The organism is Bacillus sp. ISL-7, from assembly GCF_018613065.1.
Window position 1 is genome coordinate 1 of sequence record NZ_JAGGQW010000074.1, and the last position, 11,827, is coordinate 11,827.

The 11,827-nt window shown below is 33.6% G+C and carries 14 protein-coding genes and 2 pseudogenes; 5 read left to right on the forward strand and 11 right to left on the reverse strand.

All coding sequences use genetic code 11. The annotated features are described in order from the left end of the window. The first annotated feature begins 968 nt into the window (after nt 1-968). Nucleotides 969-1,913 (forward strand): LCP family protein, encoded by a 945-nt coding sequence (locus tag J7E66_RS27020; protein WP_308162600.1) that lies wholly within the window; start codon nt 969-971, stop codon nt 1,911-1,913. Nucleotides 1,914-2,052: 139 nt separating this feature from the next. Here the strand turns inward: J7E66_RS27020 and J7E66_RS27025 are convergent, their stop codons facing one another. The 3 genes from J7E66_RS27025 to J7E66_RS27035 form a co-directional block, all read right to left on the reverse strand. Further along, entirely contained in the window at nt 2,053-2,721 is a 669-nt protein-coding gene (locus J7E66_RS27025) for a copper homeostasis protein CutC (RefSeq protein WP_215005862.1), read from the reverse strand. Nucleotides 2,722-2,770: 49 nt separating this feature from the next. Then, nucleotides 2,771-3,451, reverse strand: a complete 681-nt coding sequence (locus J7E66_RS27030) for an asparaginase (RefSeq protein ID WP_251033164.1) — start codon at nt 3,449-3,451, stop codon at nt 2,771-2,773. A 728-nt stretch (nt 3,452-4,179) separates the two neighbouring features. Next, nucleotides 4,180-4,353 (reverse strand): hypothetical protein, encoded by a 174-nt coding sequence (locus tag J7E66_RS27035; RefSeq protein ID WP_214713086.1) that lies wholly within the window; start codon nt 4,351-4,353, stop codon nt 4,180-4,182. Between the two features lie 427 nt (nt 4,354-4,780). Between J7E66_RS27035 and J7E66_RS27040 the strand changes: the two genes are divergently transcribed. Beyond that, nucleotides 4,781-5,560, forward strand: coding sequence for a LysM peptidoglycan-binding and 3D domain-containing protein (locus J7E66_RS27040; RefSeq protein ID WP_215005866.1), 780 nt, complete (start codon nt 4,781-4,783; stop codon nt 5,558-5,560). Nucleotides 5,561-5,672: 112 nt separating this feature from the next. On the opposite strand, the pseudogene J7E66_RS32110 reads toward J7E66_RS27040, so the two are convergent. Next, nucleotides 5,673-5,765 (reverse strand): annotated as a pseudogene (locus J7E66_RS32110) (hypothetical protein); the annotation flags it as partial. Between the two features lie 161 nt (nt 5,766-5,926). Here J7E66_RS32110 and J7E66_RS27050 point away from each other — a divergent pair. Continuing rightward, the gene (locus tag J7E66_RS27050) at nt 5,927-6,412 is read left to right on the forward strand and encodes a DUF3888 domain-containing protein (RefSeq protein ID WP_215005869.1); all 486 of its coding nucleotides are present in this window, start codon (nt 5,927-5,929) and stop codon (nt 6,410-6,412) included. A 349-nt stretch (nt 6,413-6,761) separates the two neighbouring features. Here J7E66_RS27050 and J7E66_RS27055 read toward each other — a convergent pair whose 3' ends face one another. Then, the gene (locus tag J7E66_RS27055) at nt 6,762-7,388 is read right to left on the reverse strand and encodes a nitroreductase family protein (RefSeq protein WP_215005872.1); all 627 of its coding nucleotides are present in this window, start codon (nt 7,386-7,388) and stop codon (nt 6,762-6,764) included. Between the two features lie 123 nt (nt 7,389-7,511). Here J7E66_RS27055 and J7E66_RS27060 point away from each other — a divergent pair, with 123 nt between their 5' ends. Next, entirely contained in the window at nt 7,512-7,862 is a 351-nt protein-coding gene (locus tag J7E66_RS27060; RefSeq protein WP_215005875.1) for a winged helix-turn-helix transcriptional regulator, read from the forward strand. Between the two features lie 330 nt (nt 7,863-8,192). On the opposite strand, the pseudogene J7E66_RS32115 reads toward J7E66_RS27060, so the two are convergent. Together J7E66_RS32115 and J7E66_RS27065 are read right to left on the reverse strand one after the other, a co-directional pair. Then, nucleotides 8,193-8,306 (reverse strand): annotated as a pseudogene (locus J7E66_RS32115) (GNAT family N-acetyltransferase); the annotation flags it as partial. A 366-nt stretch (nt 8,307-8,672) separates the two neighbouring features. Beyond that, on the reverse strand, nt 8,673-8,795 hold the full coding sequence (locus tag J7E66_RS27065) for a GapA-binding peptide SR1P (RefSeq protein WP_215003857.1): 123 nt from the start codon (nt 8,793-8,795) through the stop codon (nt 8,673-8,675). A gap of 558 nt (nt 8,796-9,353) precedes the next feature. Between J7E66_RS27065 and J7E66_RS27070 the strand changes: the two genes are divergently transcribed. Then, nucleotides 9,354-9,485, forward strand: coding sequence for an FbpB family small basic protein (locus J7E66_RS27070; protein ID WP_215005878.1), 132 nt, complete (start codon nt 9,354-9,356; stop codon nt 9,483-9,485). Between the two features lie 252 nt (nt 9,486-9,737). Here the strand turns inward: J7E66_RS27070 and J7E66_RS27075 are convergent, their stop codons facing one another. The 4 genes from J7E66_RS27075 to J7E66_RS27085 form a co-directional block, all read right to left on the reverse strand. Next, on the reverse strand, nt 9,738-10,190 hold the full coding sequence (locus J7E66_RS27075; RefSeq protein ID WP_215005881.1) for a MarR family winged helix-turn-helix transcriptional regulator: 453 nt from the start codon (nt 10,188-10,190) through the stop codon (nt 9,738-9,740). A gap of 37 nt (nt 10,191-10,227) precedes the next feature. After that, nucleotides 10,228-10,518 (reverse strand): pirin family protein, encoded by a 291-nt coding sequence (locus J7E66_RS32685; RefSeq protein ID WP_308162601.1) that lies wholly within the window; start codon nt 10,516-10,518, stop codon nt 10,228-10,230. 110 nt (nt 10,519-10,628) lie between these two features. Beyond that, complete coding sequence (locus J7E66_RS32690; protein WP_308162602.1) at nt 10,629-10,994, reverse strand: pirin family protein; 366 nt, start codon at nt 10,992-10,994, stop codon at nt 10,629-10,631. 33 nt (nt 10,995-11,027) lie between these two features. Beyond that, nucleotides 11,028-11,384 carry a DoxX family protein gene (locus J7E66_RS27085; protein WP_215005883.1) on the reverse strand — a complete coding sequence of 119 codons (357 nt, stop codon included), beginning with the start codon at nt 11,382-11,384 and terminating at the stop codon, nt 11,028-11,030. Nucleotides 11,385-11,827 lie beyond the last annotated feature (443 nt).

Sequence of the window (11,827 nt, forward strand, 5' to 3'; positions counted from 1 at the left end):
GTTTCGAACTGTCCCCATGGTCTCACTTTTGTTTAAGATTCACCCTATTTTGTTAAGAAAAAGTTATCTGGCCATTTGCATAACGCTAATGCTATGTGCATGAGAAGGATATCTTCACTCTAGTACAAATCGATGAAATGACAAACTCCGCCTATTTCCCTCAAATTTCCCTTTCAATCAAACGTTTGATTAGAATGACTGCACTCCTTGATAAATATGAATCAGTCCTCAATATGGCATAAATAAATTGTTGAAAAATGATATTAAAATTGGAGATAGAAACCGCCCCAACCACTTTTGTCACTAATCGACAGCCTTTCGACTAAATTCTATATAGGCTATACTATTCAAACGTTTGGTTAAAACAGCTACAAGTACTGATTAATAAGAACCTTCTCTGCCAAACAAGTATGAAAATTGTCGAGAACTGGAAGTGTATTTCGCAGGAAATAACCCAACATTCCACAAAATCAGATAGGTTTCTATTTAACTTACATAATTCTATTAATTGCCCGTCTTTTCCCTACTACACAAACGTTTGATTAATAGCAGCCTCAGCACGTTCCATTCCTGGCTTTATCCCTTCAAACACCTGAAAAGTTTGTCGAGACATGTCTTCAACTATGACTCTTTTAAAAAGGAACCTCAGTGAGCTTCTGAACTAGGAATTTGTGCCTATACTCCTTACAATCTAACTGACGGTGCCTGACACTTATTAATCTATCAATCTTCGAAAAAATCCGAGGTGTGACAGGCAACACGATTATGTAATCCGATTTTCAAAAAAATGTAACCTAATATTCAAAAAGATGTAAAGTAACTATGGGATAATGACTACTTTAAGGGTTTATTTAAAAAGATCGAAACTCCTTCTTTTCTGTTTAACCCTTTCAGAAACTGAAGAAGCGTCCATAATCTAATAGATACATATGAATATCGTGTAAATTAATTATTATTCAGCCTAGGTGGTGCAAAGTTTGGTACGAACGAGAAAGAAAAGAAAAAGAGTAAGATGGGGTAGAGTATTTAAAGCCCTTCTTCTCATAGGTATCTTTTTGGTTGGTCTTTTTACTGTATTTCAGTACATAGAAGGAACTATAGAAGAGCTGAACCAACCACTTAAAAAAGTTGAAGCAAAACATTCTTTTCAAGGGGAGAAAAATAAAAATGATGCAGTAAATGTTCTTTTATTAGGAAGTGACTCCCGCGGAGAAAAACAAGCTCGAACTGATACGATCATGATTGCACATTATGATCAACACACTCATCAGGTGAAACTTATTTCCTTAATGCGTGATATGTATGTCTCTATACCTGGACATAACCCACAAAAATTAAATGCAGCTTATACATATGGGGGTCCAGAATTACTGAAGGAAACCATTAAAGAAAATTTCGGGCTAGATATTCATTATTATGCGATAGTCGACTTTAAAGGATTCGAAAAAGCTGTCGATCTCCTCGTTCCAAATGGAATTGAAGTAGACGTACCCTATGAGATGTCTTCTGGCATAGGAATGAAGTTAGAAAAAGGAAAGCAACAACTGCATGGTAAAGAGCTGTTAGGATATGTCCGTTTTCGTCATGATCGTTTAAGTGACTTCGGACGGGTACAAAGACAGCAAGAAGTGATCTCAAAATTAAAAGAAAAAGCTGTAAGTCCACATATTGTGGTGAAACTTCCTAAGTTATTAGGTCTTCTAAAAACATACATCGATACAAATATTGATACTTACACACTTTTGACGATTGGAAAAGACATTTTGACTAAGAAAAGTGGAGACATAGAAACAATTCGAATCCCTGAAGATGGCAGTTTTCAAAATAAACGTTATGAAGGGATTGGTGAAGTATTAGAAGTGGACTTTCATCAAAATAAAGAAGCTCTTAAAAAATTTTTAGGAGGAAAATAAGGCAATCGTGATTGGTCAAAAGAGATTGCTAAAAAGGGGTCAGTCCTCCACTACTTTAAAGTAGTGGAGGACTGACCCCTTAATTGGTATTATGAATTCCCAAAAAGCACTTAAATTTGTTGTTTTTTAGTGGTGTCCATTAATTAGGGGCTTGACCACAGGCACCGGAATTTAGCTTTCCTACTATTTTTGTCCCATGAGCTTCATCGATATTTAATTTACTTGCGATATAATTTAGGTTCTTGTCAGTGATTCCCCCACCAGGCAGAATAATAATTCTGTTTTTCGCAAAATCCACATATTCCTTCAACCTGATAAGGTTATTTTCGATCGGTGAAGAACTCGGACCTCCGTGAGTTAAGATCCGATTCACATGGTGTTTCACTAGCCAATCAATTGCTTCAAACTGATAGTCGTGCTTTATCTGGTCAAAAGCCATATGAAATGTGATTTCCATCCCTTTTGCATATTCTAGCAAAGTAAGCATGGCTCCCTCATCAATCCAACCCGAGTCAGTTAAACAGCCAATTACAACTCCATCGGTCCCCAACTGTTTAAAATGGGCAATATCATTTTGCATTATCTCTATTTCTTCTTTATTATAAATAAAGTTTCCACCCCTGGGTCTAACAATGGTCATTACCTTAATATTTTTGTTATGACAATATTGAATGGTTTTGGCAGCTATCCCGTGACTCACTGTGGTGCCTCCAACTGACAGATTATCACAAAGCTCAATCCGACTAGCACCACTTGCTATAGCCCCAGGAACCATTGTAAAATTCTCCACACAAACTTCCTTTAGCATAAACACCCACCTAGCATACTCAATTAAGTTGCGGAACCACCAACTCGTATTAAATCTCCTGATTTTTTACAGGTTCCTCATGAGTTCCGATAAGCAAAAACCGCTCATTAACCGTCCCAACTTCAGCCCCTGCATCATTCTTAATAATGGATGGTTTTAAATCTCTTAAACTAGTAATCGTTTCTTTATTTTTGTAACCAATTTGTTCAAGGATAGCGGCTACAATTGTTGGCCAAACATCTTCAGAACCATTTAACACTTTTAAGGCAAATCCAAGTCTTTCATTTTTCAAGCCAAAGCAATATACCCCCTGTGCTCCGCCTTTTGCCACGATATTTTGATCCTGTAGCAATACGGAACAAATAAATTGCTCTGAAGCAATCATAATGGGATGCTCATTCATAATGCTAGTCATTTGTGTAACTGCTTTTTGCAATAATGGGTCCTTAATTAAATCTTGACAGGCTAATTTTAAATAAGTCATGGCCATATTCTTTAATGGAACCGCAAAAACAGGGACTCCGCAACCGTCTTTTCCAATTTTTATATCTGAAATGGGTACTTCGGAAAATGTCGCTAGAATATTCAATAGTTGTTGTTGGAGTGGGTGATCTACTTCCCAGTATCCTTCGACTGGATATCCAAGTTCACGGCAAACTGTGATAAAACCCATATGTTTCCCAGAGCAGTTATGATAAAGCCTTCTTTTTTCCTTGTTTTTTCTTACCATTTCCTCCACAGCTCTAAGCCCCTCAGCTCCCGCATATTCGAAAAAGAGCGAGTTTCTTTGCCCAAGTTGGATTTTGTTTGTGAAACTATAAGATTTGTTTGCGAAACCGTGCCATTTGTTTGAATAAATTTTTCGAACAATCTAAAGTATCATCATTTCGTAACGGTTTTATCTACCTTCATTGTTGTAATTAGCAATTGAACTGTAATGATTAACATTAAAATCAAAATTACAGCGCTCATATAGTATTGAATATTAGGTTTATATCCATATTTACTGAATAGAAAAAAAGATAAGATAAACAAAAAAGATAAAAACAGCTCAAAAATCAATGTAATAATAAAAAAGAGTACATAAGGAATAACAATCTCTTTGTGAGAAACGTGTTTTAAAGTTAATCCCTCCCAACATAAGTCTGCTAATTTATTTATTTTCCTCATTGGTACCACTCCTATTAATCCCAACTCAAATCAATTGCGTCAATTAAAGAATATTTGAATATGACCAATTATTTCCTTATTATTAGAACAATAAACTATTATTTTTCATTTATTGTATTTGCGTTGGTTTTATGGTGGTACCTCTAATTTAAAAATAGGTATTAATACTGATCAATATTTTTATTGCGCTAAAGAAACTTTAAGCACAACAAAAAGGTTTCGCGGGGAGCGAAACCTTTTTTGTTATCAGAGTTCATATTATTCTAATCTTGATGTAAATTAAATATTCTAGCCTACTTTACTTTCTTCTATGGCATGCTGCCAACTTGGGTAGTAATACAAAGCACTCCGCATTAAATCAGGATAAAGTTGTTTTACCTCTTTTTTACGTAGAGAATTACCTTGGTTCTGTAACTTCTGGATCTGAGTAATGACTTCCTTTGATGTGAATGGAACATCCATTTTTCATTCCTCCCTTTCCAAGTTATCTTTACTAGTTTCCCCTTTGGCTAACAATATAAAACCTGAAAACAAAACTTTTTGATCTTTTTTGTTGATTGCTTCTTGCAGTTGCTGCTCCTAGTCCGTCTGTTTTTCTTTTATTTACATTCCTCCTTTATTGTAGAAATGGCATTATCACTTCCCTATCTAATTTATCCACTTGGTGTGTACTTTCAGTAAGAAAATATGAAAAAATTATGAAATGTTATCCTTATGCAGATTGTATTGGGGCAAAAATATCGAAAGTTATTAAAATGGGATTGGAAATACTATTGTAATATAAACGCCACGGACGTAAAGGATTTAACATCTCCCTGTTCTTTGTTTCAGAAAAATCCATGTTACGATTATAAAAACTTAGCAACCAAAGAACAAGGAGGGTAAAAGAATGCTTAAAAGAATTATATCAATAATAGCAGTTGCTGTACTCTCAGTAACTGTAAGTGCTAATGTACAAGCTGCAACAGTAACAGTACAAAAAGGGGATACCCTTTGGGATCTATCACGCGAAAATAATACATCTTTAGAAAATATACAAAAGTTGAATCATCTTACGACGGACCTTATTCATCCTGGGGATGAACTAACCATTGCACCGGAAAAACATTATGATGTTAAGCAAGGTGATACACTATGGGATATAGCTATGGATTATCAGGTAACTGTTTCGCAACTTAAAGAATGGAACAAATTAACTACCGATCTCATCCATCCTGGATTAAATCTATTAATCTATGAAGGTTTAAATACGACTAATACTACTGTAACAGAAAAACAAACGAAGCCTGCTGCACATACAGCATCAGCAAAGCCTGCAGCGCAAGCACCAAGGGAAAGTGAACCCGCGGTAGAAGCTGCATCAACTACTAATACAAGTTCAAGGGAAATTACTGTGAAGGCTACAGCCTATACGGCTTCATGTGAGGGATGTTCCGGTACTACCGCTACTGGTATTAACCTTAAAGCAAACCCAAATGCAAAGGTCATCGCAGTTGACCCATCTGTTATTCCGCTTGGCAGTAAAGTTTATGTAGAAGGCTATGGAAATGCAATCGCTGGAGATACTGGCGGAGCCATTAAAGGAAATCGAATTGATATCTTTATTCCTTCTAATCAAGATGCGATCAATTTTGGAGTAAAACAATTAAAGGTAACAATATTAAACTAACATGCCAAAAACCAGACCATCCGGAGGATCTCTATTTACGTAAAAAACACTGCAACTCCCTTTATTTCAAGGGGTTGCAGTGTTTTTTTCTTCAAGTGTTTCTTTTGGATTTTTATTCTCCATATATTATCTCATATATAGCCTTACAAATTGGAAGTTCAACGTCATACTGTATGGTTAATTCTCTTAATGCCTTAACTGTCGAAACACCTTCTGCTAATTTCCCAAACCTTTCTCCTTCAACAAATGCTTGCCCAAATTTTCTGCACCCGTTAGCTTAAGTACATTGCTTCACAATATCTTCAAAAATAAATCAAGAATAGATTGTATCTTTTCACAAATATTACAACTATAAGGAGGTGACATATGAAAATTTTCAAAAAATCACTTTTAACCTTAGTTTTAATCTTCCTTTTTTGTACACATTTTGTATTGGCAGAAGAGTATCACCGCAAAGGATATAGTGATGATTTATACCGTGTAACAAATGATGTTCCACAAGAACAACATTTTAAAAATTTTATGTTAGACCTTTTAATCCCTGAAATACTTAATGCTGCAAGGAAAAAATACAATGATGAATCCATAAGTGGAATGTCCTTTGATTGGGAAAATCACTATAATGTTATGGAAATTAAAGAATCACATCTCCAAGATAATCGTCATGAGTATCCATATATGGTTATAGTCACTGTTTCTCCGCATAGCGGGGGTATTAAGAATCGCAAATTTTATGGTACTGATAAATTAACATTTGGCATTGAACCAAATTTATTTTGGAGAAATATCAAGGATCGTCCTGCTATAAAGTTAATTGATTATCAGCATTTAAAATCTTCCAAAAGTCCTTAGACCTCCTGTATAGAGGTCTTTTTTTCTCTTACTACGAATTTGGTTCAAATGGAACGTAAGGAGTCATCTTTCTCTTCAACTAACCTGCCACGTTAGTGCAGCAAGCATAGCTTTCCAAATTTGCATAAATATTAGCATATATAATACATTTTTTATTGAGTATTGATACTACAAAGACATACAATAAATAAATTGCTTGGAAAAGACAAACAAAGGGCTGCATGATTGAATAAGACTATCATACACGCCTCTCCATGTAAAAATGCAAGACTCTAACTGGAAAAAAATGTCCCAATTTATTAAGCAAAAACTGTGTTGTCTCTTTCAAGCGGTCACAACTATAAGAGCATTAAATTATTTTGTTTCTATACATTACCTTATTTACATTATGCCTTACGGTATTATGACCCGCTTTAGTACATTTACCAATAGCTATAAGCATAACATCTAAATACCTTTCAGAAATATTTAAGATTGCTTTTAATTCTTTAGAATCATAGCCCGACATAGTAATTGTTTCAAAACCTGCTTCATTTGCTAACAAAATTAATGACATTGACGCAAGACTTACATCTCTAGTTAATTCTAGCTTTAGTTCTTCAGTTGATTTATTTTCATAATATTTTATTGCAGCATTCGCTAGATAATCTCTTAGCGATTCATCAAAAAAACCTGCTTGAAAGCCTTCTTTATGTATTTTAATAATATTATCTTTATCAAACGCTTGATAATCTCCCAACATAACAATTAAAGTTGAAGCTTCTACCACCTGTTGTTGATTAAAAGCTATAGGTAGCAATAAATTTCTTAAGTCTGGATCATCAATAATTAAGTATCGAGTTGCTTGAATATTATTTCCATTAGGTGACTTACTTGCACTTTCAATTAATGAGATTAGAATTTCTAAACTTATTTTATAACTTGAATCATAATGTCTAACTGAACGTCTTTTTTCCAAAATATTTTTTACACTCATTATATCAACTCCGAAATTTTTATTTATTGCTCCTTTAATTATAGTAAGCAATAATAAATAAGAAAATAACGCACAAAAATGTGGTATAACCACTTTTAAGTGCCTATTCAGGAGGGACAGCACATGGTTAACTATAATACTGGAATCAACATTTTTATGAACATTGCAGGTGGAAAATGGAAATGTTTAATACTCTTTTTCTTGAGTCAAAAATCAGTAAGGACAAAAGAGTTTTACGAATTAATACCTGGAATTACACAAAAAGTCCTAACAGATCAATTGAAACAGTTAGAAAGAGATGGACTTGTACGAAGAGAAATATTTAAAGAAGTACCACCAAAAGTAGAATACAGCTTAACTGATTTAGGAAGATCATTTGTACCAGTATTAAACACAATGTGTGAATGGGGTAATAAGTATGCAATGATAAAAGGTATAGATAAAGATCAACAAATTTATTGTGATCATAATTAAACCTAAATTTCACCTAATGGTTCCCTCTTATAATTCCAAAGACAATTATTAAAAATAACTTATTCAGCAGGTAAACAGATCGAAAACTATATGAAGTTACTAAAAACGCCAAACCCTATGGTTCAATAGTTTGGCATTTGTTCGTTTTTTATTGTTTATGCATGATTCTATACATTGTTGATAAATCAACGTTTTCGGCTTCTGAAGAAACCTGGTGATTGCATAAAAAATGGATTTTTATTAAACCTCTTATTCAATATAATGGCCCGATTCATTAAGAAGAGCACATTTCTTGCTATAGAAATGCGCCCTTTAACGGAGTAAAGATACTCATAATAATTTAGACATATAATACTCATTAAAAGGCGTTCCATCAATCATAAGTGAATTTCTCTTCGTACCTTCAATTTCAAATCCACTTTTCTTATATAGAGCTACACTGGCTTAATTAAATTTATGAAATTCTCTGCATCTTCATGTTTTATCTCTCTAACTAACATAAAAATCCCCCCACTTTCTTTAACAATCCTGCCCATAACTTAATTACACTTATTTCAAACTATGTGAGCTTCCTCAATTATTTATTCTATAAAATTATGCAAAAAGCACGTTCAATGAAGAACGCGCTTCAGAGTGTAGACAAACCCCTTTTATTAAAAGTTATCTGAAGAAAAAGGGGGTTTGTTTCTTTTATAGTTAAATATTTGGTTATTATCCTGAGAAAAAATACCATATATTGATAATTTATTAACTATAAAAGCCGTTCTCAACATTTGAGAACGGCTTTTATAGTATTGATTTATGCTTGAATTATTTAGAAGTCTTCTTTTGTTTTTTATCACAGCAAGTGCATTGTCCGTACAAAGTTGATACTTTCTCATTCTCAAAATGATCAATTGTGTTATTGCAAATTTGGCAAATGATAGTTCCCATTAGAAAAACTCCCTTTTGTTTGAATTTTATAAGATAGACAATTTTAATTTCTTAAAATGTAAGCGTTTTTTATTTGCTAGTATTATAATAGTATGTCACATTTGGTTTGTCAATAATAAATTGTATAACACATTTAAAGAGATAATGTCGATTTTTAGGGAAATTATAAATTTAAGGTTCTGGTGTAGAATTTCAGCTAACTGGAAATTAATCTATAGATCTCGGACATACTGATATTATCAGTCTAAAAAAGGGTGTGTATCGGTATACACCTTAAGGGGGCTCCCTCTCCGGAAGGAAATGATTCCCACCAAAAGTATATTTTAGTAGATAAAACATTTGTACTAAAAATAAAGGCAGGAGAACGCATAAAAAATTGACGAGTAAATCCTTTATTACAATTACTCATGATTACATCCCGCTTCATTTAAAATTATCTTTTTTATATGTAAAAAACTTCACAAATTGTTCAAAAACATTAGTTTAAAGTACGATTATTTCGTGTATTATTATAATATAGAATATTCAGACGAATATATTGAAAGGAGCTGTATTTAGGTGCGTAAAGATATTAAATCATTGAAAGAGCTTATCGAAGAAAATAAACAGGATCTTTTAAATGATAAAAAGGCTTTGGAAAGAATTGAAAAACGAATAGAAGAACGACATTCATTAAAAAGGCTGGCCTAATGCGTTTTATTGTTGCTTTAAAATAAAGTTTGATCAAATTAATACTAATAACCTTGATAAGTGATCATAGAAAAGAGCGTGTTTTGAAAAAAAGATTGATCAAAACACGCTCTTAATATTTTCAATTGACTCATTCTTTTATCAAAAAGTTTAATCATTTCCTATCGATGTTGCTCAACAATCGCGCCCTTTAGTGGAGTAACATGGTGGATTTTTATTCCTCTTATTTTTAGGAGTAATTCGTTTTATCTGTTACTTTTGTAAACTTTGTGCACCCATTCCTATTTTCTTTAATAAATAAATTAACTGTTCTTTCTCTTCATTAGTAATGAATGAAACATTTTCTGAAATTGTTGCAACGTGTTTTGGGAAAATCTTGTTAAAAAGTGCTCTTCCTTCTGCAGTTATGACTACATTAGAAGCCCTTCTATCATTGGGGTTTGGCTTTCTTTCTACAAACCCTTTCCTTTCTAACTTATCTACGACATAGGTGATACTTCCACTTGGAATAGAGAACGTCTCACTGATCTTTTGGACAGGATGCGGACCTTTACTGTAAAGCAATTCAAGAATCATAAAATTTTCCCTACTAAGATTATGACTTTCAATATCTTTCAGTAGGTTTTCAGTAATAGCTTTGGAAGCTCTCAGCCAAACACGCAACAACCTCAAATCTAACTGACTTTGTTCATCGACTTGATACATTCACCGCACCTCCTATTACGATAACATTCAATTTAGGTTATCTTGGTTTTCTGTATAAAGGATATTCAACTTCAGTTGGAACTTCAATTAAGAAGATTCTAAGGTCTTTATCTAAAGCTTGAATGGCTATTTCCCCACTAATTCCTGATTGAACAATAACAAAATCCTTATGTCTAAAATGAGTCGGTTGATTTGCATCTAATGTGAACGATCCATCGCCCCTAATAGCTAAACCAGCTAATGTCTGGTATGGAGCAAGACTATGGGTATATACCGTACCATTCGGAATGGAGATATCCCACATCGCTGCATCTGTCACAATTTTCATTGGTGAATTGTTTCCTAGTACTGTTTTAATTTTCACACCATCTTTATCTGTTACAGAAAATTCACTAGAATCGTATTGTGAATAAGTAGGTGTACGTTTTAGTGCTTGGCTTAAATCGGTTCGAACCAGATTTGAAATATTTCAGATGGTTCTTTTAATGCTTCTGCGTGATACACACCAGATCCTGTTTGCATGAGCTGGGTGCCGCCTTCCCCTACAACACTAACTGTACCAAGCGTATCACGATGATAACCTTTACCCTTGATTACATAAGTGATGATTTCAAAACCTTGATGAGGATGTAGACCAATTTCAGCAGGTTCTTGAGAATGTCCCCAAGCCCAGTAAAACAATGGTCCCAACCGATTAATGAGTGAACCTTCTCCAGAAAAGCCAATCGGCTTTTGCTCTATTATTTTACCGCCATCGAATTGCCCAATCGCTTGATCTCGTGGTTTAATAACTTGAACTTCCATGTATTATATCTCTCCTTTCGATTCATTAGCCGTTTATCCAAGTAAAGATCCGAAATTTATCATTAATACTATTAATCCAAGAATTAATAAAATGATTGGCATCATCATGTTTTTGACTGTATCTTTCATTTTGATATGAGTGAAAATAGCCCCAATCATCGTTGCCACAATGAATAATCCACCCCAAGCAGCCAATGTCTCATTCCAAATACCTGCAATTACTAAAGCTGCCGAAACGAGTTCAACTAATCCTGTAAATACTCTAAACCATCCAGGATACCCATAATGCTTAAACCCTTCCACCATTTGCTGTGATCCGAACTTCATAAATCCAAACATTAGGAATCCTAATCCTAATATAACTTGAAGAATAATTGATAAAACACTCATTAAAGTTCTCTCCCTTTACCATAATAATATTTATCCTATAATTATTTATCCTAATGTTAGGATAAATATACCCTAACATTAGGATATATTTTATGTCAACAAAAAAACAACCAATTTAGTTATTGAGTTGTGTGTAGTCATTTACTATTCATCATTTTTTATTAAACTAAAATGCATATGTTAGTTTAAGTGCAAAGCTATATAACCTCTTCAAATTTAAATATCTAATTTTCTTAAATAGTTTTGTTCCACAATAGCACCCGATTACTGAATATCAGCACTCTCCAGCTATTCCCCACATTAAGGGGTAATCCCAGCGTTCGTACAACCAGAGGCAAAGCAACTTTCCATAAAACCACTCCTACTTTGCATTCTCATATTCCTTCATAAAATTAAAAATCACAATATTAGATGAATAAAAACGCCAAATTAATAATATTGAT